The sequence below is a fragment of the Serratia sp. 201 genome (assembly GCF_037027545.1).
GTDB classification, from domain to species: Bacteria; Pseudomonadota; Gammaproteobacteria; order Enterobacterales; family Enterobacteriaceae; genus Serratia; species Serratia bockelmannii.
In genome coordinates this window covers 317,269-343,274 of sequence record NZ_JAXCHC010000001.1, presented here as the reverse complement: position 1 = coordinate 343,274, position 26,006 = coordinate 317,269, and the positions used below count along the sequence as shown (strand labels likewise).

Here is a 26,006-nt window from a genome sequence, read left to right as displayed (position 1 = left end):
GTGAGTAATGCGTAAGGAATGGCTTTGGATCGGCGTCGCGGCGGTGTTGCTCTCCGCCTGTACCGCCCCGACCACGGAACAGCAGGCACCACAGCAGCCGTACAACGGCCCGGTGGTGGAGATCGGTGGCGTCGAGCCTCAATATGAACCCTATAACCCTAATAACATGCAGGATTATAAGGTTAATGGCGATACTTACCGCATCGTAAAAGATCCGCAGAACTTCTCGCAGACCGGCCTGGCGGCCTGGTATGGCGAAGAAGCCAACGGCAACACCACGGCGCTGGGCGAGCAGTTCGACCCCAACGGTCTGACTGCGGCGCACCCGACCTTACCGATCCCAAGCTATGTGCGCGTCACTAACCTGGCCAACGGCCGTCAGCTGGTGGTGCGGGTCAACGATCGCGGGCCTTACACCAAGGGCCGTATTATCGATCTGTCGAAAGCCGCCGCCGATCGCCTCAACCTGTCGAACAACACCAAGGTCAAAGTCGATTTCATCAACGTGGCGCCGGACGGCACGCTGAGCGGCCCAGGCACCATCGGTACCATCGTGGCGAAGCAGAGCTATGCCCTGCCGTCGCGCCCGGATCTCGGCGCCAGCGGCATGGGCACCCCCATCCAACAGGACGTGCCGGTCGCCAGCGGCGCGGCGGTACGCCCGATCGATAACAGCACCCTGCGCACCGACGACGACAACGCCCCAGCAACCGGCGGCAACGCCGGTAGCGGCCGCAGCGGTTTCCTCGGCGCGCCAAGCGCATTGCCGGCCGGCGTGCTGGAAGGTTCGGAGCCTGAAGCCGCCGCCGTGGCTGCACCGGTCGCGGCCGGCGCCGCAGCTGCCGGCATGGCTGCCGCTTCCTCCTCCGGCGGTTACGTGGTACAGGTCGGTGCGCTGAGCAGCGCCGAGCGTGCCCAGAGCTGGCAGCAAAGCCTGAGCCAACAGTTTGGCGTCCCGGGCAAAGTGGCGGCCAACGGCAACGTTTATCGCGTCCAGCTCGGCCCGTTCAGCAGCCGTCAGCAGGCGGCCCAGCTGCAGCAACGCCTGGCGAGCGAAGCGCAACAACAGTCTTTCGTTACTGCTGCACCCTGAGCATTAAGCCCGGTGGGCATTCACGGCCGATAAGCGGTTATTTAGCTGAAACATTTTCTTGCAGCTAAAAGGGCACTAACCGCAATTAGTCAGATGAATGGGTAATGCCTGCCGGGATCGCATCTGCTATAGTGTGGCTCGTTTTTTAACTTTACTTTCACGGATGTTGTAGTCCCGATCATGAAACAAGTAACTTCTTTTCGCTTAATCAAAAGCATCGCCCTCGGCACCGTTATCGCAATGAGCGCAGCCTCCGTTGCGCACGCCGATGACGTTAACATCAAAACCATGATCCCAGGTGTCCCGCAGATCGATGCGGAAGCGTACATCCTGATTGATTACAACTCCGGCAAGGTGCTGGCCGAGATGAACGCCGATGCGCGTCGCGATCCGGCCAGCCTGACCAAAATGATGACCAGCTACGTCATCGGCCAGGCGCTGAAAGCGGGTAAAATCGGCCAGGACGATCTGGTGACCGTCGGCCAGGACGCCTGGGCGACCGGCAACCCGGTGTTCAAAGGCTCCTCGCTGATGTTCCTGAAGCCGGGCGATCGCGTGCCGGTCTCCAAACTGACCCGCGGCATCAACCTGCAGTCCGGTAACGACGCCTGCGTGGCGATGGCCGACTACGTCGCCGGCAGCCAGGACGCGTTCGTTAACCTGATGAACACCTACGTCAGCAAGCTGGGCCTGCAGAACACTCACTTCCAGACGGTACACGGCCTGGATGCCCAGGGCCAGTACAGTTCGGCGCGCGACATGGCTCTGATCGGCCAGGCGCTGATCCGCGACGTGCCGGAAGAGTACGCGATCTACAAAGAAAAAGAGTTCACCTTCAACAATATCCGCCAGATGAACCGCAACGGTCTGCTGTGGGATAACAGCCTGAACGTCGACGGCATCAAAACCGGCCATACCGACGCGGCGGGTTACAACCTGGTGGCTTCGGCGACCGAAGGCCAAATGCGCCTGATCTCCGCCGTGATGGGCGGCCGCACCTACAAAGGCCGTGAAGCCGAAAGCAAGAAACTGCTGACCTGGGGCTTCCGCTTCTTCGAAACCGTGGCGCCGCTGAAAGTCGGTAAAGAGTTCGCCTCCGAGCCTGTCTGGTTCGGCGATGCCGACCGCGTTGAGCTCGGCGTGGACAAAGACGTCTACCTGACCATTCCGCGCGGCCGCATGAAAGATCTGAAGGCCAGCTACGTGCTGAACACGCCGGAAATTCACGCGCCGCTGGCGAAAAACCAGGTGGTGGGCAGCATCAACTTCCAGCTGGACGGCAAAACCATCGATCAGCGCCCGCTGGTGGTGATGAACGAAGTGAAAGAAGGCGGCTTCTTCAGCCGCATCGTGGACTACATCAAACTGATGTTCCACCACTGGTTCGGTTAATGGTTGAAACGGGCGAAATTGCCCCCATATACTGAATAACATTAACTCCCGCCCCGGCGGGAGTTATAATTTATAGATTAGCTAGCACTCTGGAGCGCACGCACATGCAAAAAACTAAACTGAACGAACTGCTCGAATTCCCTTGCTCGTTTACCTACAAGGTGATGGGCCTGGCGCAGCCTGAGCTGGTTGACCAGGTAGTTGAAGTGGTGCAGCGCCATGCGCCGGGCGATTACAACCCGCAGGTCAAGCCAAGCAGCAAAGGCAACTACCACTCCGTCTCCATCACCATCAATGCCACTCACATCGAGCAGGTCGAAACCCTGTACGAAGAGTTAGGCAACATTGAAATTGTTCGCATGGTGCTGTAATTCCAGCATAAACCCCTGCTTATCAACCCGGGATGGCGCAGCGTCTTCCCGGGTTGCGCATTTTTGGTCAGCGAAAGGCTGGCCGCAAGCCGGAGCGCCCGGTATAATGGCTTTACCACTTCTGTAACCTGACGATGACTCTTTTGCAACCAGACAAGATCATTTTGCGTCAGCTGGGGTTGCAGCCCTACGCGCCTGTATCCCAAGCCATGCATAACTTCACCGACAGTCGTACCGAGACTACGCCGGACGAACTGTGGCTGGTACAGCATCACCCGGTGTTCACCCAAGGCCAGGCCGGCAAGGCAGAACACGTGCTGATGCCCGGCGACATCCCGGTTGTCCAGAGCGATCGCGGCGGCCAGGTGACCTACCACGGGCCGGGTCAGCAAGTGATGTACGTGATGGTCGATCTGAAACGCAACAAGGTCGGCGTACGTCAATTGGTCACGGCGATAGAAGATACGGTTATCAACACCCTCGCCCACTTTCGCCTCGCATCGCGCGCCCGTCCGGATGCGCCTGGCGTGTACGTGGGGGAGCAGAAAATCTGTTCGTTGGGTTTGCGGATCCGCAAAGGCAGCTCATTCCACGGCCTGGCCCTGAATGTGGCGATGGATCTCAGCCCCTTCCAACGCATCAACCCTTGCGGTTACGCCGGCATGCAGATGACGCAGGTCAGCGCGCTGGCGCCCGGCGTTGGCCTTGAAGACATACACCCAATCCTGGTACAGGAATTTGTTCATTTACTCGGCTACCAGACGGTCGAGCTTCGTAACTGGAACCTGCACGATTATGAGTAAACCAATTCAGATGGAACGCGGCGTCAAATACCGCGATGCTGACAAAATGGCGCTGATCCCGGTCAAAACGGTGGTCACCGAACGGCAGGAGCTGTTGCGTAAACCCGAGTGGATGAAGATCAAACTGCCTGCCGACTCAACGCGCATTCAGGGCATCAAAGCCGCGATGCGTAAAAACGGCCTGCACTCCGTCTGTGAGGAAGCCTCGTGCCCTAACCTGTCCGAGTGTTTCAACCACGGTACCGCCACCTTTATGATCCTCGGCGCTATCTGCACCCGCCGCTGCCCGTTCTGCGACGTGGCCCACGGCCGCCCGATCGCGCCGGACGCTAACGAGCCGGAAAAGCTGGCGCAAACCATCGCCGACATGGCGCTGCGTTACGTGGTGATCACCTCGGTTGACCGCGACGACCTGCGCGACGGCGGTGCTCAGCACTTTGCCGACTGCATCTCGGCCATCCGCGCCAAGAGTCCGAACATCAAAATTGAAACGCTGGTGCCGGACTTCCGCGGCCGTATGGATCGCGCTCTGGAGATCCTCACCGCCACGCCGCCGGACGTGTTTAACCACAACCTGGAAAACGTGCCGCGCGTCTACCGCCAGGTGCGCCCGGGCGCCAACTATGAGTGGTCGCTGAAGCTGCTGGAGCGCTTTAAAGAAGCTCACCCGGATATCCCGACCAAATCCGGCCTGATGGTCGGCCTGGGCGAAACCAACGCGGAAATCGTTGAAGTGATGCGCGATCTGCGTCGCCACGGCGTGACCATGCTGACGCTGGGCCAGTACCTGCAGCCGAGCCGTCACCACCTGCCGGTGCAGCGCTACGTCAGCCCGGCCGAGTTTGACGAGATGAAAGAAGAAGCGATGGCGATGGGCTTCACCCACGCCGCCTGCGGCCCGTTCGTGCGTTCGTCTTACCACGCCGATCTGCAGGCCAAAGGGATGGAAGTGAAATAACGTGTAATAGTTTGTTACGCTAAAGACGGCGGAAACGCCAAAAAACGGATGTCCGCAAGGCATCCGTTTTTTATTGCGAGCAGTCAGACGGAATTAAACGTCTTTCTTTTCGACGCTCTGCTGAGCGGACTGGCTCTCGGCGGTGCTGTTGCCGGCGGCCGGCGGCGTGCTGTCGTCGCCCACCGCTTTTTTAAAGCCTTTCAGCGCCGCGCCAAGATCGGCGCCGAGCGTGCGCAGTTTGCTGGTGCCGAACAGTAAAATCACCAACACCGCAATCACCAGAAGTTTGGTAATGCTGATACCTTCCATACTCACCTTCTTATCATAGAGCGCTGTGTGAACAGCGAGAAAAACTGACCTTGCCTGCGAATATTTAGCGACTTTCCTTCGGCTCACACAACCGCAACATGTAACAGAGTGAGATCCGTTGCAGGAATGTCACGCAACCTCGCGGCGTGAATCCCAGACTATTCTTAGTTTATCACCCGCATGATACGCTGCCGTGATACTCATCAGGGAGATGCCGGATGTATATTGCCCCATCCATTTTCGATGCCCGAAAATCCGGCCTCAGCTTCGCCAAACGCACCTATCTGCCCCGCGTCGCCGGTCTGGGGCTCGGGTTTATCTGCGTTTGCGCCGCGCTCTATCCCTTGGCTCCGCCCGCGGCGGTCTGGCTATTGCTGGCCTTTCACGGCTTTCTCTGGCCGCATCTGGCCTATCGCCTGGCCTACCGCGCCAAAGATCCGTTCAAAGCCGAGATCCGCAACCTCTTGATCGACTCCGCCTTCGGCGGCTTCTGGGCAGCGATGATGGCATTCAATGCCCTGCCGGCGATCGTCATCCTGTCGATGATGAGCATGAACAACATCGCTTCGGCCGGCAAAGCGCTGTTTGTCAAAGGATTGGCGATTCAATTGGCCACGGCGATGCTCACCGGCGCGCTGCTCGGCTTCCCGTTTCATCCATACAGCACGCCGCTGCAAGTCTATCTGTGCCTGCCGATGATCTACCTTTATCCGACGTTGCTGGGGCTGGTGACCTACCGCACCGCCAAACGGCTGGCGGAAAAAAAACAGGAGCTGCAACGCATCAGCACCCGCGATGGGCTGACCGGCTTATATAACCGTCGCCACTGGGAACATCTTCTGCATCGCCAGTTCGATAGCTGCCGCCGCTACCAGGACAACGCCACGCTGATCCTGATGGACATCGACCGCTTCAAAACCATCAACGACACCTTCGGCCATGCGCTGGGGGATGAAGCCCTGGCGGTATTGGCGGAAGAGCTGCTGATCGGCTTGCGCAACGTGGATATCGTCGGGCGCTACGGCGGCGACGAGTTTGGCGCGGTGCTGCCGAACACTAACGCCGAACAGGCGGAAATCGTCCTGCACCGCATCCAGCAGCGGCTGGACGCGGTCAGTTTCAAGGAGGCGCCGCAGCTGCGGCTGCAGATCAGCGCAGGCATCGCTAACTACCACCCCGCGCTGGGCGGCTATCTTGACTGGCTGAAAGCGGCCGACGGTGCGCTCTATCGGGCGAAGCATAATGGCCGCAACCGGCTGGAAACGGCAGTGCCGCCAGGGGAGTAACTTACTGACTTAATAACTTGGCAAAATACTTCGGCGCTTCGACAAAGCCTTCGCGCCGGTAAAACGTATGCGCTCGCTCGCGGCGACTGTGGCAATGGACCTCTAACCGATCGCAGCCGCGACGGTGCGCCAGCGCCTCGCCCTCCGCCAGCAGCCGCCGGCCTACGCCCGCGCCGCGCGCTCGGTCATCGACGCAAAAATAGCTGATGCGGCCAATGTCGCCGGCCAACGCCAGCTGCGGCAGGAAATGCAGCGACAACACGCCCAACACCTGCTCCCCGTCCGTCGCCACCAGCAGCGCCTCATCCGGATGCGCCAACAGTTGCTGCATGCGCTGCGTCAGAAACGCCTCGGTGCCGGGATAATCCAACGCCGTCATTAATTCGGCGATAGCATGGCGATCGCTCAGGCGCGCCGTTCTGATTTGCATAGGGTGACCTCGCAGAGTGTCGATACTACAAAATAGATGGCGTTAGGTGTAACATCCACCGGGTACGGCAAAAAAGGCCGTGCGGCACGCTGGAGATGACATTCCTCCCTAACCGCCTTCACAGGCTGATGATGTCTACGTAACCTCTCGGAGAGAGGCGCGTAGCGTTACGCCTGTCCCTTTCCGAGTCCCGTGAATTTCTCTGATTGAAAGGTAGTTGCCCCATGTTGAGTTCTTTACTGGCCGTATTTATCGGCGGCGGCGTCGGCAGCGTTTTGCGCTGGGCGGTAAGCATGAAAATGAATCCGCTGAATGCCCACATTCCGCTCGGTACGCTGATGGTCAATCTGATCGGTGGTTTTATCATCGGTCTGGCGATGGCGATTTTCACCCGCATGACGCATCTGGATCCCACCTGGAAATTACTGATTACCACCGGATTCTGCGGCGGCCTGACTACCTTCTCCACCTTTTCGCTGGAGGTGGTATACCTGATGCAAGATGGCCGCTTCGGCTGGGCGCTGGCCAACATGCTGCTCAACCTGGCCGGCTCGCTGGCGATGACGCTGCTGGCCTTTATGCTGGTGATGTGGCTCAACGGGCGCTAAGCCCTTAATGTTTCCTTAATCTTGCATGCGCATAATCTCATCCAGTACTCCTGACTGGATGAGAAACCGCTATGTTTAGCCTGCCGAAAACCGCCGCCGAAGCGATTGCCATTGCGCTGTGCGTCCTGATCGTCGCCGCCTTTATCAAATCCTACCTGTTCGCTTAAGCGCCCTTACCCGCAGCACGCGTTCATCTTGCGTCTTTCCGGCCGTTTACACTACAATTGAGAATGAACGTTCACACCCAAAAATGTGAACCCGGCTCACGCGTAGCAAAGGATCGGGCAGATGCTCTCCCCCAACGACAGTAAACAGGCCAAGGTGCAGGCGCGCCGCGATCAGATCGTCGAAGCGGCGAAAATCAGTTTCCGCCGCCACGGCTTCCACGCCGCCAGCATGGCGGAGATCGCCCAAGGCTCGCAGCTCAGCGTCGGTCAAATCTATCGTTATTTCGCCAATAAAGACGCGATTATCGAAGAGATCGTCAACCGCATCATCACTAACAAGATGCAGCGACTGGAAAACCTTGGCGATCACATCAACCTGATCGCCGGCACGTTGGCGGCGCGCACGCTGTTTCAGCAGCCGGGCGAGAGCGAAACCGATCACATGCTGATGCTGGAAGTGACCGCCGAGGCCACGCGCAACCCGGTGGTGGCCAAACTGCTCAGCGATGCGGAAGCGCGGCTGTTTCGCCACGTGTGCCACAATCTGCAGCGGCTGTATCCCCATTTCAGCGCGGAAGAGATCGCCGCGCGGGTGGAATTTATCGCCGTCATGAGCGAAGGCACCGGTTACCGTATCCTTACCACGCAAAAAGCCGATGCGTCCCTGCTGCGCGATCTGTATCAGCAGGCCATTTCTCACCTGTTCAGGAAACTCTAATCTCCCATGACCAAACACTTAGCCAGACAGCGTCTGGTGTACGCCGTCGTGCTTGGCCTGCTGGCCGCGCTGGGGCCGCTGTGCACCGATCTCTACCTGCCCGCCCTGCCGGAAATGGCGGGTGAGCTGAATACCTCTACCGCCGCCGCGCAGCTCAGCCTGACCACCGGGCTGCTCGGCCTGGGCGTCGGCCAGCTGATTTTCGGCCCTTACAGCGACAAACTGGGCCGCATGCGCCCGCTGCTGCTGTCGCTGATCCTGCTGCTGGGCGCTTCGCTGTGGTGTGCCCTCGCGCCCAGCATCGACCAACTGCTGATCGCCCGCCTACTCCAGGGCATCGCCGGCGCCGGCGGCGCGGTGATTTCCCGCGCCATTGCTCGCGATCTGTACGCCGGCCATGAGCTGACCCGTTTCTTCGCCTTGCTGATGCTGGTCAACGGCCTGGCGCCGATCGTCGCACCGGTGCTGGGCGGCGTGATGCTGCAGGTAATGAATTGGCGCGGTATCTTCGGCGTGCTGGCGGCCATCGCCGTGCTGCTGTTCAGCCTGTCGGCGCTGAAGCTGCGCGAATCCCTGCCGGTCGAGCGCCGCAGCCAGGGCGGTATCCTGGCGATGCTGATGTCGCTCGGCGGGTTGCTGACCCAGCGCTATTTCATGGGCCTGTGCCTGACACAGGGCTTCGTGATGGCCGGCATGTTCGCCTATATCGGCGCCTCGCCTTTCGTCTTGCAGCAGATCTACGGCCTCAGCCCGCAGATGTTCAGCCTATGCTTCGCCATTAACGGCGTCGGCTTGATCATTGCGGCACAGCTGGCCAGCCGTCTCAGTGCGCGTTGGGGGGAACGCCGGGTGTTGAGGGGCGGGTTAACGCTGGCGGCCGTCGCGTCGCTGTTGCTGCTGTTGGCCGCCGCGCTGCATGCGCCGCTGGTCGTGTTGCTGGTGCCGCTGTTCTTCTCGGTAGCGGTGATCGGCATCGTCGGCCCGACCGCCTCTTCGCTGGCGATGCAAAGCCAGGGAGACAAAGCGGGCAGCGCCTCGGCCTTGATCGGCGTGTGCATGTTCGCCCTCGGCGCCTGCGCCGTGCCGCTCACCGGGCTGGGCGGCACCTCGGGCCTGTCGATGGCGCTGACCATCGTCGGCTGTTACGCCATCGCCATCCTGCTGTTCGGCCTGTTGGCCCGCCGCAACGACGCATAACGCGCCCAATAAAAAACCCGCTCAATGAGCGGGTTTTAAGAAATTCAGCTACGCAGCTTAGATAGCAGTAACGTTAGCGGCAGATGGGCCCTTGGCACCGTTCGTGATTTCAAATTCTACACGCTGGCCTTCAGCAAGCGTTTTGAAACCGTTGCTAACGATGGCAGAGAAGTGGACGAAAACGTCCTTGCTACCATCTTCCGGAGTAATGAAACCGAAGCCTTTGGATTCATTAAACCACTTAACGCTACCTTTAATCTTAGACATCAAACTTACCTTTAACGTGAATGAAAGACACAAAACCTGTGTCGATTACAGTACAGCAAGCAGGCAGGATTTTGTCCACCACCGCGATCACAGAAATCCGATAAAGAGTGAAAAAATCCGTGTTGTCCGGTGTAAATGGATTGCACCGGTTGCGATACGTTACCGTTCCAGGCCAAACCTCTCCCTGCGCCGGCGAACAACGAGCGAACGCCCAAACTCGCCCGCTTCCCCCAGCGTTGACGCCCCCATGCAGACGCAATCGCTATGAAATATAACCAGATGGTCTTTTTGCTTCGGCGGTCCCTGCACTAGGGTTAGGGTTTATTTCCCACTGTGAGCCAAGCCTATGACCAGCCAATTGGCAGACAAAATCATCGCCTATCGGCGTGAGCTGCACCAAAACCCGGAACTTTCCAATCACGAATTCGCCACCACTGCCCGGCTGACCCGCTGGCTGGAAGAGGCAGGCATCCGTCTGCTGCCGCTGGCGCTGAAAACCGGCGTCGTGGCGGAGATCGGCAGCGGCAAGGGGCCGATTATCGCGCTGCGCGGCGACATTGATGCCCTGCCGATCGACGAAATCGCCGACGTGCCCTTCAGCTCGCAAAACAGCGGCGTAATGCACGCCTGCGGCCACGACTTTCACACCTCGGTGATGCTCGGCGCCGCGCACCTGCTCAAAGCGCGTGAGGCCGAGCTGCCCGGCACGGTGCGCATCTTCTTCCAGCCGGCGGAAGAGACCTTCAACGGCGCCCGGCACCTGATCGACGCCGGCGCGCTGGATAACGTTGCAGCGGTATTTGGCCTGCATAACGCGCCGGAGCTGCCCACCGGCACCTTCGCCACCCGCGCCGGGCCGTTCTACGCCAACGTCGATCGTTTCCAGATCCTCATCACCGGCAAAGGCGCCCACGCCGCCAAACCGGAACAGGGCGTCGATACCATCGTCACCGCCAGCCAGATCGTCGGCGCGCTGCAGACGCTGCCCAGCCGCAGCTTCAGCTCGCTGGAATCGCTGGTGGTGAGCGTGACGCGCATCGAAGGCGGCAATACCTGGAACGTGCTGCCGCAAACCGTGGAGCTGGAAGGCACGGTGCGCACCCACAGCGACGCGGTGCGCCGCCAGGTGCCTGATAAAATTCGCCAGGTGATCGACGGCGTTGCCGCCGCGCTCGGCGCGCAGGCCGAACTCCACTGGCAGCCGGGGCCGCCGGCGGTGATCAACGACGCCCATTGGGCGGCGTTCAGCAAAACCGTCGCCGCCGAGGCCGGCTACCGGGTCGAAGAGGCGGAGCTGCAAATGGGGGGTGAAGATTTCGCGCTGTATCTGCATCACGTGCCGGGCGTCTTCGTCAGCATCGGCTCCGCCAGCGAGTTCGGCCTGCATCATCCGCGTTTCAATCCCGATGAACGCGCCCTGTTCCCCGCGGCACAATATTTTACGCTGCTGGCGGAACGCACGCTGCAACAGCTCACTACCGCGCCAGAAAAAGCCCTCAGCAACGCCTGAATAACGTGAAATAGTATTTCCCCGACGCCGCAGATACCGCGCCGGGGATTATTATTTTCGCTCGCCGTGATATTTGCAGTTTTCAACATTTGAATATGCTGTTTTGTTGTTTTACATCCCGTTGCCGCTCATCAATAGTGGACACATCAGACACCGCGCGCCTTTGCGGCGCATGACAGGATAATCACGATGAGCGACAACGCGAATAATCAACGGCAATTACGGCTGGGCGCCATTCTGCACGGCGCATCGGGAAATATGTCCGCCTGGCGCCACCCGGATGCCACCGCCGACGCCAGCATCAACCTCGAATTTAATATCACCTCGGCGAAAAAAGCCGAACAGGGGAAATTCGATTTCGTGTTTGTCGCCGATGGGTTATATATCAACGAAAAATCCATTCCGCATTTTCTTAATCGTTTCGAACCGCTCACCCTGCTGGCCGCGCTGGCCGCCGCCACCGATAAAATCGGCCTGGTAGGCACCCTTTCCACCTCTTACAGCGATCCGTTCACCGTCGCCCGCCAGTTCGCCAGCCTCGACCACCTGAGCAACGGCCGCGCCGGCTGGAACGTGGTGACGTCGCCGCTGGAAGGCTCGGCCAAAAACTTCTCGCGCGCCGAACACCCGGAACACAGCCTGCGTTACCGCATCGCCGGCGAATTTCTCGACGTCGCCAAAGGGCTGTGGGATTCCTGGGAAGACGATGCCTTTGTGCGCAACAAGGCTAGCGGCGAATTCTTCCGCACCGGCAAGCTACACACCCTCAATCACCAGGGAGAGTTCTTCTCGGTGCAGGGGCCGCTGAACATCGGCCGCACGCCGCAGGGGCGCCCGATCCTGTTCCAGGCCGGCGCCTCCGAAGACGGCAAACGGCTGGCGGCTCAACACGCCGATGCGATCTTCACCCATCACGACACGCTGGAACAAGCGCAGAATTTTTATCAGGACGTGAAGCGGCAGCTGGTGGAGCAGGGGCGCGAACCGGACGACCTGCGCATCTTCCAGGGCGTCAGCGTGATCGTCGGCGACGACGACGCGGACGTCGAGCGCCAGTACCAGGAGACCGCCCGCCTGGTCAGCATTGAGAACGCCCTCAACTATCTTGGTCGCTACTTCGAGCATTACGACTTTTCCCGCCATCCGCTGGACGCCCCCTTCCCGGACATCGGCGATCTGGGGCAAAACAGCTTCCGCAGCACTACCGACGCCATCAAGCGCAGCGCCCGCGAACGTAACCTCACGCTGCGCCAGGTGGCGCTGGAAGCCGCCTCGCCGCGCCCGGTGTTCAGCGGCACGCCGGAAGCGGTGGCGGACGGCCTGCAACGCTGGTTCGACGGTGAAGCCGCCGACGGTTTCATCATCAGCGGCGGTACGCCCAGCGCCTTCGGCCACTTCGTCGATCGGGTGGTACCCATCCTGCAACAGCGTGGCCTGTTCCGTCAGGCGTACCACGGCGATACGCTGCGCGAGCACCTGGGCCTGAAGCGCCCGTTGAACAGATTCACCCAATAATAAGATCGTTTTCAGGGATATCCGCTATGCAGAAAACCGTTACCGCCGCCCTCGTGGCGGCCTTGCTGAGCCTGACCGGCGCCGCGCAGGCGGGCACCGGCATCGATTTACAGGCCAATGAAATCCCGATCCACGCGCCGAAAAACCCGCAGGCGATCGCCAAACTGCCGGCCGATTTCCACTTCGTGAAGCCGGGCCAATTCACCGTTGCAATCGCCGCGCTCAACACGCCGCCGCTGGCGCTGTTTGCCGCCGATAACCGGCGGCTGATCGGCAGCGAAGTGGATATCGCGCAGCTGGTGGCCGACAGCCTGGGGCTTGAATTAAACGTGGTGCAAACCTCGTGGGAAGACTGGCCGCTGGGGGTGGTTTCCGGCAAATATGACGCAGCCATCACCAACGTCACCGTCACCAAAGAGCGCAAAACCCGCTTCGACTTTGCCACCTACCGCATCGATTCGCTCGGCTTTTACGTCAAAACCGGCGGCAAGATCGCGACGATCAAACAGCCTGCCGATATCGCCGGATTAAAGATCATCGTTGGCTCCGGCACCAATCAGGAAGCAATTTTGCTGGCGTGGGACAAACAGAACCGGCAGCAGGGGCTCAAACCCTTCCAGCCGATCTACGTGACCGACGATGCGGCCGCCACGCTGGCGATCCAGTCCGGCCGCGCCGACGCCTACTTCGGGCCGAACGTGCTGGGCGCCTATAAAGCGGCGCTGAACGGCCGCACCCGGCTGGCGGGCACGGTGGAAGGCGGTTGGCCCAAGGCGGCACACATCGCCGTCACCACCCGTAAAGGCAACGGCCTGGTGCAGGCGGTGAACGAAGCGCTGAACGGCGCGATCCGCGGCGGGCAGTACGATCGGGTGCTCAACCGCTGGGGCGAGAGCGTCGAACGCCTTGCGCAGTCGGAAATCAACCCGCCCGGCCTGGGCGATTAGGAGCGCGCGATGACGCAAGACACTTTCATTCAGACGCTGCCGACCGACCCGCTGATCGCCCCGGTGATCGAGGGGCTGTTCGGCGAATATCGCCAGCGTTACGGCGACTATTTTGGTGACCAGGAACCGGAAGCGCTGGACCTGTACGCGCCGCCGCAAGGGGCCTTCATCGTGCTGCTGCGCGCCGGTGCGCCGATCGCCATGGGCGCCTTCAAACGCTATGACGCACAGACCGCCGAGCTGAAGCGCATCTGGACGCGAGGCGATCTGCGCCGCCAGGGCCTGGCACAGCGGGTGTTGCAGCAGTTGGAAACGCTGGCGTTGGCGCAAGGATATCGCCGGCTCTATCTGACCACCGGCTTTCGCCAGCCCGAAGCGGTGGGCCTGTATCTGAACAACGGGTATCAGCCGCAGTTCGATCCCACCGTCGACAGCGAGGTTTACAGCCGCCCGCCCTACGATGGCCGCCTGCCGTTCCGCAAAAGCCTGATTGCAGAGGATGCGTGTTGTTGCGCGTCGGAAAGGAAAATCGCCTAAGGCCCCTTTATCTGTATCAGGAGACATGACATGTCCAAACAAGAAGTCTTGAAAGTGGTGCCCGCCCGCTATCCGCTGCGGCTGATCGGCGCGCTGTTTTCGCTGTTTATTCTGGCCGCCATCGTACAATCGGTGGCGGGTAACGCGCGCTGGGAATGGGGCGTGTTCGCCGAGTGGTTCTTCGCGCCGGCGGTACTGGCGGGGCTGGGGCAAACCCTGCTGCTGACGCTGCTCGGTACGCTGTTCAGCATCCTGTTCGGCACCCTGTTGGCGCTGGCGCGCCTGTCGCGCTCCTACCTGCTGGCGTCGCTGGCCTGGGGCTATATCTGGCTGTTTCGCTCTCTGCCGCTGATCCTGGTGCTGATCATTCTGTACAACTTCTCCTATCTGTATGACGCCATCTCGCTGGGCATTCCCTTCACCTCCGTGGTGTTCGCCAGCTTTCCCACCATCGACATTCTCGGCCAGTTCGCCGTGGCGGTGCTGGGCCTGACGCTGGTGCAGTCCGCCTACACCGCCGAGATCATCCGCGGCGGCATCCTGGGCGTGGATTACGGCCAGCACGAGGCGGCGGCGGCGCTGGGCCTGCCGGGCTATCGTCGCACCTTCCGTATCATTCTGCCGCAGGCACTGCGCTCCATTATTCCGACCGGTTTCAACGAGATCATCAGCCTGGCGAAAGGCACCTCAATCGTTTACGTGCTGGCGCTGCCGGAGCTGTTTTACACCATTCAGGTTATCTATAACCGCACCCAGCAGGTGATACCGCTGCTGATGGTCGCCACCGTCTGGTACCTGTTCATCACCACCGCGCTGTCGGTGATCCAATACTATATCGAGCGCTATTTCGCCCGGGGCGCGGTGCGCGAACTGCCGCCGACGCCCTGGCAGAAACTGGCCGGCTGGCTAAAACGTTAGGAGACCCACATGTCTGAAGCCATTGATTATTATGCCTTGCCCGAGCAGCCGGTACGCAATCTCACCCCGGTGCCGGCACGCGGCCTGATCGAAATCAGCAACGTCAGCAAGTTCTTCGGCAAACACAAGGCGCTGGACGACGTCAGCCTGACGCTGCAGCCGGGCACCGTTACCGTGATCCTCGGCCCTTCCGGCTCCGGCAAATCGACGCTGCTGCGGGCGATCAACCACCTGGAGCGCGTCGACGAGGGCTTTATCCGCATCGACGGCGACTACGTCGGCTACCGCCGCAAGGGCAACCGGCTGTACGAGCTGAAGGAAAAGGCCATCCTCCGGCAGCGCATCAACGTCGGCTATGTGTTCCAGAATTTCAATCTGTTCCCGCACCTGACGGTGCTGGAAAACATCATCGAAGCGCCGGTGGTGCACAAAATTCACTCCCGCGAGCGGGCGAAGGCGGTCGCCTATGAGCTGCTGGATACCGTCGGGCTGCGCCACAAGGCGGATGCCTACCCGCGCCACCTATCCGGCGGCCAACAACAACGCATCGCCATCGCGCGCGCGCTGGCGCTGAACCCGAAGGTGATCCTGTTCGATGAACCGACCTCCGCGCTCGATCCCGAGCTGGTCGGCGAAGTGCTGGACGTGATTAAGGGGTTGGCGGATCTGGGTGTCACGCTGGTGGTGGTCACGCATGAAATCGGCTTTGCACGCGAAGCGGCGGATCGGGTGGTGTTTATGGTCGACGGGCAGATCGTCGAACAGGGCGACGCCAGGCAGGTGCTGTCCCAACCGCAGCATCCGCGCACCGTTAACTTCCTCAACAAAGTGCTGTGATCGTCGGGGCGCCGTGGCGCCCCACACCTGAGCCGCTTATAGGCCGGCGAAACGCCGCTTCTCGGCGGCGAAATCCAGCGGGCGGATCCCCTGCTGGTTTTTATCCTCGTCGGTCAGCAACGCCGGCGGAATAAACCAGGTCACCTCGAACAGCAGCCCGTCCGGATCGTGACCATAAATGCTTTTGTGCACGCCATGATCCTCTTCCAGCCCGAGAATACCGCGTTCGGCCAACTGGTGACGAATGCGCTCCAGCTCTTCCAGACTGTCCACTTCCCAGGCCAGATGGTACAGCCCGGCCGGTGGCTCATGCTCCGCCGGCGGCTCGTTGTTGGCACGAAACACCCCGGCGCGCTGCTGGCCCAGATTCTTGCTGAACAGCGCCAAATCGTGATCGTTTTCCGAATCGGCGGCCTGGGTAAATACCGCGCGATCGGGGCTGTCGGACGGCTTCAGCTTGAAGCCCAAGACCTGATGATAAAAGTCGGCGCTCTGCCGCACATCGCTGACATACAGCACGGCGTGATTGAGACGTTTGATGCCCATCGATATTCCTTTTTCGCATTGAATGAAGTCAGCATGAACATAGCATGTGGCCAGGAAGCCGCTAAATGCCGTTATCGCATGACTAAATGCCGCCCGCGCAATCTGTCGCTGCAAGGCATTCCGCGCTATCATAAGCGCTGTATTGAACCCTTTTGTGAGAATAGCGATGAACGGCAAGATAACGACTTTTTTTGAAGACAAAGGCTTCGGCTTTATTACCGACGAGAACGGAGAAAATCGTTATTTTCACGTGATTAAAGTGCAGAACCCGGAGCTGATTAAGAAAAACGCGGCGGTCACCTTCGAGCCAACCAACAACACCAAAGGCCCGTCGGCTTATGCGGTAAAAGTGTTGGCGCCCAGCAAATACATCATCATCGCCAATGAAAGAATCAAGATCACCAGCATCAAGTCTTTTAATACCTTCACCAAGGAAGTGCCGGTCAAAGCCGACGTGGATAAAGAGAACACCGTGCTGTCGGTTGGCCTGCTGATGAACCGCATTCGCCCACAGTCCGAAGATCAGGCGCAGACCATGCAAACGCTGCGCATGCTGACCATTACCACCTTCCAGAACACCACCCATACCTTCTCCGAGCACGAGATCGATATGGATGAAACCATCAAGGCGCTGAAAAGCCTGTAAGTATCTGCGTACGGAAAATAACCAACGAAATTTGTCGTTGCCTGTGTTAGCGTGAGTTTTCACCTGACACAGGCCATTGATATGTCCGATTCCAGCAGCGTCAAAGGTTTTATCAACCGCTCCACCCAAATCGTCTGCCCTAAATGCGGCTATGTTACCCGGCAAAAATGCGCAGCAATGCTGCAAGATGTGATACTGATTTGCCCTAATTGCGAAACCCGCTTCGAGCCCAGGCAAGGCTGAAAACGGTTAACGGAACAGGATATGCTCGACGCTGTTGCCGTTGATCACGTTGAACGACTCCACCCGATTACGCCCCTGCGATTTGGCGCGATACAGCGCGATATCCGCCATATTCATCAGCTGTTCCAACGATTTCACCTCATTCATCGCCAGGCTGGCGACGCCGACGCTGATGGTGATTTTCAACGTCTGCTTGCCTTCCGCCTGCAGCTCCGTCTGCTCCACCAGCCGGCGCAAATGTTCCCCCAGCGCCACGCCCTGCGCCGCCAGCGCGCGCGGCAGCATGATAGCAAACTCTTCCCCGCCCAAGCGGCCGAACAGCTGATCGTGACGCAGCTCGCGCCGCACGATGTGCGCGAACGACGCCAAAACCTGATCGCCGGCGCTGTGGCCGTGCGTATCGTTGATCTGCTTGAAATGATCGATGTCGATCAGCAGCAGCGACACCGCCTCTTTGGAACGGTGTTTATGCTCCAGCAACTCGCCCGCTTTGCGGGTCATCGCGCTGCGCGCCAGCACCCCGGTCAGAAAATCGTGGTTGGCACTGTGCTCCAGACGCCGCATCAGCTTGCGGTTGGCGGCGATGGAGCTGGCGAGGATCAGCGGCCCCATCACCAGCATGGCGATGCCCAATCGGGCGGACATCAGGGTATCGAGGAAGGCGTTGTGGTTGTTCGGCGTTTCATAAAGCACCAGGTTGGCAGAAATGCTGCTGATCTCGGTCATGCCGGTCAACAACGTCAGCAACGTCACGGGGAACAGCGGGTAGCGTACCGCGCACCACAGCAGCGCCGGGATCGGGAAGGCGATGGCGCCCGGCCCGCCGATATAGACGCTAAACGCCAGCGACAGCAGCAACGCCAGCAACGGCAGGCAGCCTTTCAGGCGCCAACGTACCTGCATGCGCAGCAGTTGCTTCAGCCGCGGCGCCGCCATCAGCACCGGCAACAGCAGCAAGGTCGTCGAGAATTGCTCACTGAACCAAGCCAGCCAGGCGATCACCACCGTGTTGTTATAGAGGCTATCATTACGCAGCACCGACAGCGTCGACGCCACCGCCGCGCCGGCCAAACTGGCGCTGAACATATAGAGTATCGCCTGGGGCTTGCCCATGCGCCGTTGAGATTGTGGCAGCATCAGCATGATGCCGTAACCGACGGCGATCAGCGACATGTTGCAGGCGTTCAGCCACAGCGCCAGAGACCAACCTTCGCCGGTGCTGAGATCGGCGGCGACCATGCCCAGATAGGTGGTAAGCCAGCCGAGCGGCGTGCCGTAAATGGGTTTGCGCAGCAGCAGACCGAGCAGAATCGCATTCACTGGCCAAAATAAGGAAAGCGAGCCAATCGGCCGGCTAAGAATACCCACCAGGGAAAGCAAAAAAGCCAGCATGAAAAGATTGATCAGCTGAACCGTTAGCGGCAGGCCATGCCTGGCGTTTATTCTGGCGTTCATCGCCTTGCCCATATTTTGCTAATAACCAGAATAATAATGTGCATACTCTCTCGCCCGGCCAGTGAGGGATAGTCAACCCGGATTTCAACCAAAAAAGCCAGACAAATCAATAATAAAAAACGTTAACATTTAATTAACAGACTTTTCTTAGCCCCGTTCGGCTGCGGCGGGCACACCCGCGTAGCGTCAGCAAATAATGGCACTCTGCTGTCAGCATAGCGCATAGCGTAATAGGTCGCCGACGGCGTCAATTACATTAATAAGCTTGTGGTTATTGGTCGTTGAATGATGTTTGAATAACTGCGCGATTATTTTCCTGCAACTGGGCCGCCCGTGCAATAACAACCCAAAAAAAGCCCGCATGAAGCGGGCTTGCTTGAACAACAGCAAATCGACAGTTACAACACGGCCATGCCTTGCATGCCCGTGTTGCCACGCAGTATAGCGGTGAAAGCTTAAGCAGACCTTAGCAACAAAAAACCCGGCCTAGGAACCGGGAATATTTGTACGAAATGCAGTGTTAGCCCAAGCAGGCTAATAACATTTCGCAGCCTACACGCCAATTGTGCAGAGAAAATGAACGCGGCATCCGTTCAACCGCACCGCCACCCCATCTACACGGCAAGGCCTTACGCCAGTTTGGCGGCAAAGCCCGCTACGCGCTGGCCATAGAGCTTGGCGGTCGCCAGATCGCCCGACAGCATCTCATCCACGCCGGCATCCGCCGGGGTCTGCACCAGCAGCCCCACCGAACCGCCCAGGTTATTGACGTCGGTACGCTGCGCCGATTTGGTGTTGGCCGGCAGCAGCCCCAGACTGACCCACAGGCCGCCATGTTGCGAAGCCAGCGTCTGCAGCGCGATCAACGTGACCTGCTTGTCGCCGTTCAGGCTGGCGCTGTTGGTAAAGCCGCCGAACACTTTGTCCTGCCACTTGCGGCCGAACCAGGCTTTGGAGCTCGCGTCGGCGAATTTCTTGAACTGCCAGGACGGGCCGCCCATATAGGTCGGCGAGCCAAAGATGATGGCGTCCGCCTCATCCAACGTCTGCCAGGCTTCGTCGCTGATGTCACCGTTCTGATCGATGGCGATCAGTTCCGCCCCCGCACCTTCCGCCACGACTTTCGCCAAACGCTCGGTATGGCCGTAGCCGGAATGAAACACCACTACTGTCTTCGCCATAGAAATTCTCCACTCATTGCACAAAGGCACCGACGGCGCCCCCTCTCGCGTTCAATCTAATCAAGCGCGCAGCGGCTGAATACCGAATAAAACTGACGGTGTTATTCAAAAAAATCGCGTTACGCACCGCCGGGTATGCGCAGATAAAAAAAATCCCGCACAAGGCGGGATAAACTTAACAGGGATGGGGTAATACACTACAGGGAATGGATAACACACAACATCATCGGGTAGAGCTACAGTACCAATCCCAATGTATAGAACTGTCATCCCCGCGTAAGTTTGCTCGGCCAGATGTAACGCCGAATGGGAAATATGACATTTTGCTCAACGCACCACGAACAGGCGCGATTCGAAACCGCCGCTTTTGAAGGTGCCGGTATTGACCCATCCCGGCGGCGAACGGCCGAAGTCCTGATTGAAATCGCCGCCGCTGACCAGCCAGACCCGGCGATGGCCTTTCGCTAACGCGCTGAGATTATCGACGTAAGTCTGCGCCGCCCGATCGTGGAAAAAGGTGCCGAAACCATAGGCATTGGGCTTGCCCGAAATGCCGTTGGGCCTGGCCGGGGTATACAACAGGGCGCGATAGCCCTGCTTGTTGTAATACACATAGCTCAGGTAGTTGAACATGTTGCTGACCACCACCGCATCGTTAGGCTGATAGAGACTGTTGATGTAGTGCACCATCACTTTGAACTCATCTTTCTCGACCGGGTAATCGTTACGCACGCCGCAGCCGAACAGCAAACTGAAGAACAGCAGCAAAGAAATCCCGCGCACCCGGCTTTTCGTGCCGGCGATCAGCACGCCCAACACCAGCGGAATGCCGAGCGCGGCCGAATAGAGGTAGCGATCGACAAACAGCGGCGAGCGCCAGGAAATGGCGAATACCAACGTCACCGGGATCAGAATGCCGCCGAGCAGCAGCAGCGAGAATGTTCTCGGCGTCTCCCGCCGCCACAGTAGCAATGAACATAAGGCGATAAACATCGCCGGCAGCAGCCAGAGAATGACCGTCGGATAATTGCTGCCATCATGCCCAGTGAGAAAACGCCAATACATCGCCGGCAGATCGCCCCAGGAAACCTGGGGGATCCAACCGACGTCGCCGCCGACCCGCAGCTCGGCGATATGCGCCAGCAGATTGAACAGCACCAGCAGCCAGGGAATGTAGGCCACCCCGATCGCCACATTGGCCAGCCACCACGCCGGCTGCTTGATGTAACGTACGCCTTCGCGGCGGCACGACAGCGCCAGCAGCACCAGCCAGTGAGCGATCAGCGTAAAAATCGTGAAGTAGTGGGTATAAAAGCTCAGCGTCATCAATAACGCATACAGCGCCAGGTAACGGTGGTTATCCGGCGTTTTCAGCCACTTCGCCAACGCCATGGCGGCGGCGATCGCCAGCATCCCCATCAGCGCGTACATGCGCGCCTCCTGGCTGTAACGCACCGCCATCGGCATGATTGCCATCAGCCACCCCGCTATCAGCGCCGCCCGCTCATTGGTCAACCAACGGGTAAAACGCATCGCCAGCGCCACCGTCATTACGCCGAACACCAGGCTCAGCGAGCGGGCCGCCATGATGCCGTCGCCAAACAGCGCCATCCAGCCATGCAGCAACAGGTAATAAAGCGGCGGGTGAACATCGAAAGAAGCGTGGTACAGCAAAGCGCCCACGTCATAGCGGCTGGTCAGTACGCTGGAGGCTTCATCGCACCAAAAATACCGATCTGATAAGGAAATAAATCGCACGATCGCCGAAAACGCCACGATCGCCAACGCGTAATGTTTGTAACCGATGCCCTTTAAGCCGTTGTTGCTCAAAGAAACATTCGATACCTGCTGCAGTGACATAACGGCATTCCGCCCAAGAGAACCACACCGTGTGGAGACGCAGCGTCATCATTGCCGACGGCGGGTAAATGGCGGGTAAATCAGTGCGAAAAAGTCGGTGCAATCACCGCGGCGCCGCACGGCCCTCAGCGGATTTCAACGCTGATATCCGGGTAGGCTTTCTCCCCGTCGCTGAGGTAATGCCCCAACGCCCGGTAAGCCATGACGTACAGCACGGCGGCGGCGCACAGGCACAGCAAGGTCACGAGCAGGAATCTGGATTTGCGCACGATAGGCTCCATGGGGAAATTTTCGCCTATTGTAGCGCGGCAAAATAAACGAAAGTTCAATTGCCGGCGGGTCAAGCGCCTCGCACTCACTCGGCGAGGCGGCTTCATCTCATTTCTTCAACATGTAGATAAACGAATCGACGGTTTCGCCGCCGGCGGTGGAGACGCTGACCGCCACCCGTTCATACCCCTCACCTTCGAACGCATCGAGAGTCGGCCAGTGGTTGACGAGATTAGCTGAACGGAACAGAAAACCGTTCACGCGATTGCCGCTGTTATCCAACACGATGCCTGGGTAGCCCATCTCGGCGCCCCAGCCTTCGTTAAGCAGCGATCCGCCGACGCTGCCTTCTTCCCAGCTGCCGCCGATGGCTTCCATAATGTGCGCGTTGGGTCTGCCCGGCCCCAGGGTGCCGTAAACGAATAAGCTTTGCATGTTGCTCTCTGCCACTGACTAAAAGTTAGCGAACGAACATAGCATGGCGCTCAATGGCGAGCCAACGAGAGTATGGATTACGCAGTCGAATTTTTGAGGGAACAAGTCGGGGGGAAGAAAATCAAGGAAGTAATGGCACGCCCTATAGGATTCGAACCTATGACCTACGGCTTAGAAGAAAGTGACATAAAGATTAACCCATTGTAATTAAAGGCCGTTCTGCATTCACAGTGACACGAATTGGCAAGTGATGACATATTAGTGACGCCTTAATGGCACCGTAGTGACGTCACCAATATGACACCATTCCTACCCATCAATCCCACCACCAGCTACCATTACTGCATACCCATCAGCGGAGCAGTCAAATGGGCAGCATCACACTCGCCGGCCGGCAGATCTTCATTCTCAACGAAAACGACAGATACCCAGAACCACAGCAGAACAGCCCTCCGATGTTCGCGATTCGTGAAGACGAAGAGGGCCAGCACTGGCTTTATGTTTGGCACAAAGGTCACTGGCCGCTCGTCTCGGATGTTCCGTTTGAAACCCAGGGCAAAGCCGTTGATGCGGCGCTCGCATTCGATTTTGCCACGCTGTACAAATAGCCGGGTTCCCTCCCGGCTCATACTTCAACGAGGCACGGCTTTCACATCAAGATAGTGATAACCCCACTCTGTTAGCGTCGTTTCTTCCGCCGCCGCAATCTTCCTTGTAAGCAGTGCAGCTGCAAACACTTCGATATCACGCGTGCCAGGCGACCCAGAGTTCTGTCCAATTGAACCTACGCGTAGTGGCGCCCCTCGCTGAATTGACGTTGCTGAGTTGATTGGCAGCGTCGCCTGCGTCGCCTGGCCATTCGCCATAACACGCATGATATTCTCAGCTGCCGAATAACTGCCGATGATAACGATCGGCTTGTCCGTGATTGGGATGCTGATTGATAGCTGCGTAGTTGTGCCTGTTCCCGGCGTTCCTGGCGGTTGCGATGTTTGCGTTACCGCGAGCGTGACGTTCATTTTCCCATCGTCACCATGATCAGAAAAATACAGCGATGTCCCGTTAGTGCCACCATCTGGTCCATTGCTCAGATTATTCGAGATAATGAATTCGTTCCCGATCTTCTGGTTTGCAAGAGTCCGCGACGTTTTAGCAATAGCGAAGAACGTCATTGCATACACCTGAGCCACTTGAGTATCAATGAAGTTTTGCTTAAAGCGGAAAAGTGCGCTGTTGGTATTGCGCACCGGGGCGCCAGTAACGATACCGCCTGGCATGTTGCGAGACAGATTCTGTTCTAGTTTCTCCGAAGTGCCGAAGAGATTGATATACCCCCAGCCGCCGAGAGTTTCATCAAGGGGCGGCTTAAACCATGCGCGTGTTGATCCCCAATCTGCCTCTGGTACGCGAACTGAAATTCCTGTGGTCATGAAATAATCTCCGGGTAAATGATTTGCGCTAAAGCAAAGTTGTTTTGCGGATAGGGTTTATCCACCAGTGCTGGGATGTTTGTTTCTGGATATTTTGACTCAGTGAATTTATATGAATACAGGGATTCGGAATCATCAGAATCGCAGACATTACCCTGACCGTCATACGTAGTCTTCGGGGCATAAGTTATTTTTAGTTGCCCAACAGGTACACGATTTAGTTCAGCACTTATGATCGTATCGGCTGCAACCCTGACATTATAAATTGTCAAATCGCCAGCATCGTCTTTAGCTAAGAAACCTTTATTAGCAAAAATAACACCGCCAGCAGCTTCATTGGTTAAGTAGTACGTTGGCTTAAACTGTAATGGCGGCTCCCAAACCCGGTACCCAAACAACAAAGTAGTTCCATAGCATTTTGCCCAAATAATTTTGTTTGAGAAAAATGCTTGGCGCCGGTCTAGCACCATGTGCATCGCTTTACCGAAGAACATAGCTGCCCAACGAATGCCATTATTATCACGATGGGATGCTTTATCAGTCTCAAAATAGGACGGCTTGCACAAAGTGATGTTTTCGTGTTCTTCGTCAAGTTCGATGTGAGCCTGACCGATGGATTGATTGGTGCTATCGAAAGTCCACCAGCCACCAGTTTGCTCTGTGAACACCGCCAGTTTATCTCCGCGACCAAATATGGAGCGCCCGGCATCTTCAACGTCATTGATCAAAGTAAGAAACTTTTGCTTCCACTCATCCTTATTCGGCGTTGATTCTGGTTTGCTTGCGTCGTAGTCGTACTCATTGCCACTATACATAAACGTTACTAGTGCGGCTGTGTCACCGGTAGGAAGGTTATTTTTTATGAGTTGCAAAGCGCGTACAACACGGTTTTCGAAGTGGCCTGTACTAGCACCTTTCGATAGCTGTTTTATGGTTCGACCAGGAACCGCAGCATTGATAACAATAATTTTTCTCTCGTTATCAACAAAAATCCCACGATACTTTCGCTGCAAAACGCGTTGGAAGTTTACTGCAGCAACAGTGATTTCTTCACCTGGGTTATTTGCACCCCTCTCCAATACGTCAATATCAGCGTCGTTCATCGCTACAGATGGGCTTCCAGTTGTCTGCGTCACTGAAACCAAGTCTTTTAGCACCGCCGAACCAAGGGGATTGTACGTGCCATCTATTGAGTTTCCGCGTACAGAATCACCAAGCATTAAAACGTTACCTGGCTCAATTGGCTCACGTGTCTGATCTCTCCACGCCTGCCACCCGCTCATAAAGCTTTGACCGTACCCGATATAGATATTCCATTGATAAACAGGTGCGGCTATAGAGCTGCTGATTGGTTTCTTAAGCGACTGCGCATACAGCTTGTTCTGCATGTCCATCACTTCAAGTGAGTAATCAGGCTTGTTGTTATTAATGGACGTGTCGATCAGCACGTTACCGATGCCGTCATAAACAATGATATTACCGCTGGTGTTAGTCATGACAGAATACCCGCCACAAGAGAAGCCTTCTTTTGAAATATTAAATGCGCTCGAACCCATTCCGCCATTCAGCAAGAACTCAAATAATACGTTGCCGATACCGTCCTGAATTAATGCGCCATAATTATTTGTGCTAAAAGTTGAAATTATTTCCAGCAGGGCATTAACCAGATTTGCCCCAGCCACCCCCGCAATTTCCAGCGCCACGCCACTATTATTGATGTAATACTTGAATCCCTTACCTTCCCCCAATCCAACTCGGAAAGATTTCCCAGGCGGAGTCCCAGCAATCCCGGCAATCGTCCCGTCAGGGTCTTCTGCTGTGATGTAGTAGGTGTTGGCATCTGCGATGCTCTGGGCGTTTTCTGCGGCCGTCTCGGCTCGTTCAGCAGCATCATCAGCGCCTGAAACAGCCTCTTTAGCCTGGCGGCTGAACTTAAACGCGGCATCAGCCGACTGAGCGGCGCTATCGGCAGACAGGCTGCTCTTTGCTTCGTCTGTTGCTTGTTGTGTGCTACGGGCTCCCAGCACAATGTCTGTGCCGACGACGCCATCAACTGGCAATCCTTCAGATGACATAG

Annotated in this window: 29 protein-coding genes and 1 riboswitch; of the genes, 18 read left to right on the top strand and 11 right to left on the bottom strand. The window is 57.9% G+C overall.

The features are described from left to right. Positions 1 to 7 precede the first annotated feature (7 nt). The 5 genes from rlpA to lipA all read left to right on the top strand — a co-directional run bounded on the left by rlpA (position 8) and on the right by lipA (position 4,617). Positions 8 to 1,093, top strand: coding sequence for an endolytic peptidoglycan transglycosylase RlpA (gene rlpA / locus WA302_RS01945; RefSeq protein ID WP_025301837.1), 1,086 nt, complete (start codon positions 8 to 10; stop codon positions 1,091 to 1,093). A 180-nt stretch (positions 1,094 to 1,273) separates the two neighbouring features. Then, complete coding sequence (gene dacA, locus WA302_RS01940; protein ID WP_004940010.1) at positions 1,274 to 2,485, top strand: D-alanyl-D-alanine carboxypeptidase DacA; 1,212 nt, start codon at positions 1,274 to 1,276, stop codon at positions 2,483 to 2,485. 104 nt (positions 2,486 to 2,589) lie between these two features. Next, positions 2,590 to 2,856 (top strand): DUF493 family protein YbeD, encoded by a 267-nt coding sequence (gene ybeD, locus WA302_RS01935; protein ID WP_004940012.1) that lies wholly within the window; start codon positions 2,590 to 2,592, stop codon positions 2,854 to 2,856. Between the two features lie 134 nt (positions 2,857 to 2,990). Further along, on the top strand, positions 2,991 to 3,659 hold the full coding sequence (gene lipB / locus WA302_RS01930; protein ID WP_049206180.1) for a lipoyl(octanoyl) transferase LipB: 669 nt from the start codon (positions 2,991 to 2,993) through the stop codon (positions 3,657 to 3,659). Further along, the gene (gene lipA, locus WA302_RS01925; RefSeq protein WP_025301835.1) at positions 3,652 to 4,617 is read left to right on the top strand and encodes a lipoyl synthase; all 966 of its coding nucleotides are present in this window, start codon (positions 3,652 to 3,654) and stop codon (positions 4,615 to 4,617) included. Before lipB ends, lipA begins: the two co-directional genes overlap by 8 nt. A 93-nt stretch (positions 4,618 to 4,710) precedes the next feature. Here the strand turns inward: lipA and tatA are convergent, their stop codons facing one another. Beyond that, the gene (gene tatA / locus WA302_RS01920) at positions 4,711 to 4,926 is read right to left on the bottom strand and encodes a Sec-independent protein translocase subunit TatA (RefSeq protein WP_025301834.1); all 216 of its coding nucleotides are present in this window, start codon (positions 4,924 to 4,926) and stop codon (positions 4,711 to 4,713) included. Between the two features lie 218 nt (positions 4,927 to 5,144). On the opposite strand from tatA, the gene WA302_RS01915 reads away from it, so the two are divergent. Next, positions 5,145 to 6,212: a diguanylate cyclase gene (locus tag WA302_RS01915; RefSeq protein WP_049206181.1), complete on the top strand. Its 1,068-nt coding sequence runs from the start codon at positions 5,145 to 5,147 to the stop codon at positions 6,210 to 6,212. A 1-nt stretch (position 6,213) separates the two neighbouring features. Here WA302_RS01915 and WA302_RS01910 read toward each other — a convergent pair whose 3' ends face one another. Continuing rightward, a complete protein-coding gene (locus tag WA302_RS01910; protein WP_049206182.1) occupies positions 6,214 to 6,642 on the bottom strand; it encodes a GNAT family N-acetyltransferase in 429 nt (142 codons plus the stop codon). An 82-nt stretch (positions 6,643 to 6,724) separates the two neighbouring features. Next, a riboswitch (Fluoride riboswitch) is annotated at positions 6,725 to 6,787 on the top strand. Between the two features lie 79 nt (positions 6,788 to 6,866). On the opposite strand from WA302_RS01910, the gene crcB reads away from it, so the two are divergent. From crcB to WA302_RS01895, 3 genes are all read left to right on the top strand, one after another. After that, positions 6,867 to 7,250, top strand: a complete 384-nt coding sequence (gene crcB / locus WA302_RS01905) for a fluoride efflux transporter CrcB (protein ID WP_016928782.1) — start codon at positions 6,867 to 6,869, stop codon at positions 7,248 to 7,250. 288 nt (positions 7,251 to 7,538) lie between these two features. Next, entirely contained in the window at positions 7,539 to 8,135 is a 597-nt protein-coding gene (locus tag WA302_RS01900) for a TetR/AcrR family transcriptional regulator (protein WP_025301831.1), read from the top strand. Between the two features lie 6 nt (positions 8,136 to 8,141). After that, a complete protein-coding gene (locus tag WA302_RS01895; RefSeq protein ID WP_043135743.1) occupies positions 8,142 to 9,332 on the top strand; it encodes a multidrug effflux MFS transporter in 1,191 nt (396 codons plus the stop codon). Positions 9,333 to 9,389: 57 nt separating this feature from the next. Here WA302_RS01895 and cspE read toward each other — a convergent pair whose 3' ends face one another. Beyond that, positions 9,390 to 9,599 carry a transcription antiterminator/RNA stability regulator CspE gene (cspE, locus tag WA302_RS01890; protein ID WP_004940030.1) on the bottom strand — a complete coding sequence of 70 codons (210 nt, stop codon included), beginning with the start codon at positions 9,597 to 9,599 and terminating at the stop codon, positions 9,390 to 9,392. 346 nt (positions 9,600 to 9,945) lie between these two features. Here cspE and WA302_RS01885 point away from each other — a divergent pair, with 346 nt between their 5' ends. The 6 genes from WA302_RS01885 (at position 9,946) to WA302_RS01860 (ending at position 15,863) form a co-directional block, all read left to right on the top strand. Further along, positions 9,946 to 11,109, top strand: a complete 1,164-nt coding sequence (locus WA302_RS01885; RefSeq protein WP_043135741.1) for a M20 peptidase aminoacylase family protein — start codon at positions 9,946 to 9,948, stop codon at positions 11,107 to 11,109. 189 nt (positions 11,110 to 11,298) lie between these two features. Then, positions 11,299 to 12,624 (top strand): LLM class flavin-dependent oxidoreductase, encoded by a 1,326-nt coding sequence (locus WA302_RS01880; RefSeq protein ID WP_049206183.1) that lies wholly within the window; start codon positions 11,299 to 11,301, stop codon positions 12,622 to 12,624. Positions 12,625 to 12,650: 26 nt separating this feature from the next. Beyond that, on the top strand, positions 12,651 to 13,571 hold the full coding sequence (locus tag WA302_RS01875) for an ABC transporter substrate-binding protein (RefSeq protein ID WP_049206184.1): 921 nt from the start codon (positions 12,651 to 12,653) through the stop codon (positions 13,569 to 13,571). 9 nt (positions 13,572 to 13,580) lie between these two features. Then, the gene (locus WA302_RS01870; protein ID WP_043135734.1) at positions 13,581 to 14,108 is read left to right on the top strand and encodes a GNAT family N-acetyltransferase; all 528 of its coding nucleotides are present in this window, start codon (positions 13,581 to 13,583) and stop codon (positions 14,106 to 14,108) included. A 30-nt stretch (positions 14,109 to 14,138) separates the two neighbouring features. After that, positions 14,139 to 15,026: an amino acid ABC transporter permease gene (locus WA302_RS01865; protein WP_019454099.1), complete on the top strand. Its 888-nt coding sequence runs from the start codon at positions 14,139 to 14,141 to the stop codon at positions 15,024 to 15,026. Positions 15,027 to 15,035: 9 nt separating this feature from the next. Continuing rightward, on the top strand, positions 15,036 to 15,863 hold the full coding sequence (locus tag WA302_RS01860; RefSeq protein ID WP_025301825.1) for an amino acid ABC transporter ATP-binding protein: 828 nt from the start codon (positions 15,036 to 15,038) through the stop codon (positions 15,861 to 15,863). Between the two features lie 36 nt (positions 15,864 to 15,899). On the opposite strand, the gene WA302_RS01855 is transcribed toward WA302_RS01860, so the two are convergent. Then, the gene (locus WA302_RS01855) at positions 15,900 to 16,409 is read right to left on the bottom strand and encodes a VOC family protein (protein WP_043135732.1); all 510 of its coding nucleotides are present in this window, start codon (positions 16,407 to 16,409) and stop codon (positions 15,900 to 15,902) included. A 166-nt stretch (positions 16,410 to 16,575) separates the two neighbouring features. Here WA302_RS01855 and WA302_RS01850 point away from each other — a divergent pair, with 166 nt between their 5' ends. Together WA302_RS01850 and WA302_RS01845 are read left to right on the top strand one after the other, a co-directional pair. After that, positions 16,576 to 17,055, top strand: a complete 480-nt coding sequence (locus WA302_RS01850; protein ID WP_025301823.1) for a cold-shock protein — start codon at positions 16,576 to 16,578, stop codon at positions 17,053 to 17,055. An 81-nt stretch (positions 17,056 to 17,136) separates the two neighbouring features. Continuing rightward, on the top strand, positions 17,137 to 17,298 hold the full coding sequence (locus WA302_RS01845) for a YnfU family zinc-binding protein (protein WP_015376921.1): 162 nt from the start codon (positions 17,137 to 17,139) through the stop codon (positions 17,296 to 17,298). A 6-nt stretch (positions 17,299 to 17,304) separates the two neighbouring features. Here the strand turns inward: WA302_RS01845 and WA302_RS01840 are convergent, their stop codons facing one another. The 5 genes from WA302_RS01840 to WA302_RS01820 form a co-directional block, all read right to left on the bottom strand. After that, positions 17,305 to 18,753: a GGDEF domain-containing protein gene (locus WA302_RS01840; protein ID WP_038628979.1), complete on the bottom strand. Its 1,449-nt coding sequence runs from the start codon at positions 18,751 to 18,753 to the stop codon at positions 17,305 to 17,307. 629 nt (positions 18,754 to 19,382) lie between these two features. Then, positions 19,383 to 19,934, bottom strand: a complete 552-nt coding sequence (locus tag WA302_RS01835) for a flavodoxin family protein (protein ID WP_004940045.1) — start codon at positions 19,932 to 19,934, stop codon at positions 19,383 to 19,385. Between the two features lie 327 nt (positions 19,935 to 20,261). Further along, positions 20,262 to 21,794: a glycosyltransferase family 39 protein gene (locus WA302_RS01830; protein WP_043135729.1), complete on the bottom strand. Its 1,533-nt coding sequence runs from the start codon at positions 21,792 to 21,794 to the stop codon at positions 20,262 to 20,264. A gap of 125 nt (positions 21,795 to 21,919) precedes the next feature. Continuing rightward, on the bottom strand, positions 21,920 to 22,063 hold the full coding sequence (locus tag WA302_RS01825) for a hypothetical protein (protein ID WP_016928795.1): 144 nt from the start codon (positions 22,061 to 22,063) through the stop codon (positions 21,920 to 21,922). A gap of 109 nt (positions 22,064 to 22,172) precedes the next feature. After that, positions 22,173 to 22,499, bottom strand: coding sequence for a gamma-glutamylcyclotransferase family protein (locus tag WA302_RS01820; RefSeq protein WP_049206185.1), 327 nt, complete (start codon positions 22,497 to 22,499; stop codon positions 22,173 to 22,175). Between the two features lie 368 nt (positions 22,500 to 22,867). Here WA302_RS01820 and WA302_RS01815 point away from each other — a divergent pair, with 368 nt between their 5' ends. Next, positions 22,868 to 23,107 carry a hypothetical protein gene (locus tag WA302_RS01815; protein WP_336062506.1) on the top strand — a complete coding sequence of 80 codons (240 nt, stop codon included), beginning with the start codon at positions 22,868 to 22,870 and terminating at the stop codon, positions 23,105 to 23,107. A gap of 24 nt (positions 23,108 to 23,131) precedes the next feature. On the opposite strand, the gene WA302_RS01810 is transcribed toward WA302_RS01815, so the two are convergent. Together WA302_RS01810 and WA302_RS01805 are read right to left on the bottom strand one after the other, a co-directional pair. Then, positions 23,132 to 23,929 (bottom strand): hypothetical protein, encoded by a 798-nt coding sequence (locus WA302_RS01810; protein WP_336062505.1) that lies wholly within the window; start codon positions 23,927 to 23,929, stop codon positions 23,132 to 23,134. Then, positions 23,926 to 26,004: a hypothetical protein gene (locus WA302_RS01805; RefSeq protein WP_336062503.1), complete on the bottom strand. Its 2,079-nt coding sequence runs from the start codon at positions 26,002 to 26,004 to the stop codon at positions 23,926 to 23,928. Before WA302_RS01805 ends, WA302_RS01810 begins: the two co-directional genes overlap by 4 nt. Positions 26,005 to 26,006: the final 2 nt, after the last annotated feature.

Excerpts from the sequence above, each read along its gene's own strand:
- WA302_RS01835 (WP_004940045.1), bottom strand. The coding sequence starts at position 19,934 with ATGGCGAAGACAGTAGTGGTGTTTCATTCCGGCTACGGCCATACCGAG.
- WA302_RS01880 (WP_049206183.1), top strand. The coding sequence starts at position 11,299 with ATGAGCGACAACGCGAATAATCAACGGCAATTACGGCTGGGCGCCATT.
- WA302_RS01885 (WP_043135741.1), top strand. The coding sequence starts at position 9,946 with ATGACCAGCCAATTGGCAGACAAAATCATCGCCTATCGGCGTGAGCTG.
- WA302_RS01895 (WP_043135743.1), top strand. The coding sequence starts at position 8,142 with ATGACCAAACACTTAGCCAGACAGCGTCTGGTGTACGCCGTCGTGCTT.
- WA302_RS01870 (WP_043135734.1), top strand. The coding sequence starts at position 13,581 with ATGACGCAAGACACTTTCATTCAGACGCTGCCGACCGACCCGCTGATC.
- WA302_RS01900 (WP_025301831.1), top strand. The coding sequence starts at position 7,539 with ATGCTCTCCCCCAACGACAGTAAACAGGCCAAGGTGCAGGCGCGCCGC.
- lipB (WP_049206180.1), top strand. The coding sequence starts at position 2,991 with ATGACTCTTTTGCAACCAGACAAGATCATTTTGCGTCAGCTGGGGTTG.
- WA302_RS01830 (WP_043135729.1), bottom strand. The coding sequence starts at position 21,794 with ATGTCACTGCAGCAGGTATCGAATGTTTCTTTGAGCAACAACGGCTTA.
- lipA (WP_025301835.1), top strand. The coding sequence starts at position 3,652 with ATGAGTAAACCAATTCAGATGGAACGCGGCGTCAAATACCGCGATGCT.
- WA302_RS01860 (WP_025301825.1), top strand. The coding sequence starts at position 15,036 with ATGTCTGAAGCCATTGATTATTATGCCTTGCCCGAGCAGCCGGTACGC.
- tatA (WP_025301834.1), bottom strand. The coding sequence starts at position 4,926 with ATGGAAGGTATCAGCATTACCAAACTTCTGGTGATTGCGGTGTTGGTG.
- WA302_RS01820 (WP_049206185.1), bottom strand. The coding sequence starts at position 22,499 with ATGCAAAGCTTATTCGTTTACGGCACCCTGGGGCCGGGCAGACCCAAC.
- ybeD (WP_004940012.1), top strand. The coding sequence starts at position 2,590 with ATGCAAAAAACTAAACTGAACGAACTGCTCGAATTCCCTTGCTCGTTT.
- WA302_RS01850 (WP_025301823.1), top strand. The coding sequence starts at position 16,576 with ATGAACGGCAAGATAACGACTTTTTTTGAAGACAAAGGCTTCGGCTTT.
- WA302_RS01910 (WP_049206182.1), bottom strand. The coding sequence starts at position 6,642 with ATGCAAATCAGAACGGCGCGCCTGAGCGATCGCCATGCTATCGCCGAA.
- WA302_RS01865 (WP_019454099.1), top strand. The coding sequence starts at position 14,139 with ATGTCCAAACAAGAAGTCTTGAAAGTGGTGCCCGCCCGCTATCCGCTG.
- WA302_RS01875 (WP_049206184.1), top strand. The coding sequence starts at position 12,651 with ATGCAGAAAACCGTTACCGCCGCCCTCGTGGCGGCCTTGCTGAGCCTG.
- WA302_RS01915 (WP_049206181.1), top strand. The coding sequence starts at position 5,145 with ATGTATATTGCCCCATCCATTTTCGATGCCCGAAAATCCGGCCTCAGC.
- WA302_RS01840 (WP_038628979.1), bottom strand. The coding sequence starts at position 18,753 with ATGAACGCCAGAATAAACGCCAGGCATGGCCTGCCGCTAACGGTTCAG.
- WA302_RS01810 (WP_336062505.1), bottom strand. The coding sequence starts at position 23,929 with ATGACCACAGGAATTTCAGTTCGCGTACCAGAGGCAGATTGGGGATCA.
- crcB (WP_016928782.1), top strand. The coding sequence starts at position 6,867 with ATGTTGAGTTCTTTACTGGCCGTATTTATCGGCGGCGGCGTCGGCAGC.
- WA302_RS01815 (WP_336062506.1), top strand. The coding sequence starts at position 22,868 with ATGGGCAGCATCACACTCGCCGGCCGGCAGATCTTCATTCTCAACGAA.
- WA302_RS01855 (WP_043135732.1), bottom strand. The coding sequence starts at position 16,409 with ATGGGCATCAAACGTCTCAATCACGCCGTGCTGTATGTCAGCGATGTG.
- cspE (WP_004940030.1), bottom strand. The coding sequence starts at position 9,599 with ATGTCTAAGATTAAAGGTAGCGTTAAGTGGTTTAATGAATCCAAAGGC.
- WA302_RS01845 (WP_015376921.1), top strand. The coding sequence starts at position 17,137 with ATGTCCGATTCCAGCAGCGTCAAAGGTTTTATCAACCGCTCCACCCAA.
- dacA (WP_004940010.1), top strand. The coding sequence starts at position 1,274 with ATGAAACAAGTAACTTCTTTTCGCTTAATCAAAAGCATCGCCCTCGGC.
- WA302_RS01805 (WP_336062503.1), bottom strand. The coding sequence starts at position 26,004 with ATGTCATCTGAAGGATTGCCAGTTGATGGCGTCGTCGGCACAGACATT.
- rlpA (WP_025301837.1), top strand. The coding sequence starts at position 8 with ATGCGTAAGGAATGGCTTTGGATCGGCGTCGCGGCGGTGTTGCTCTCC.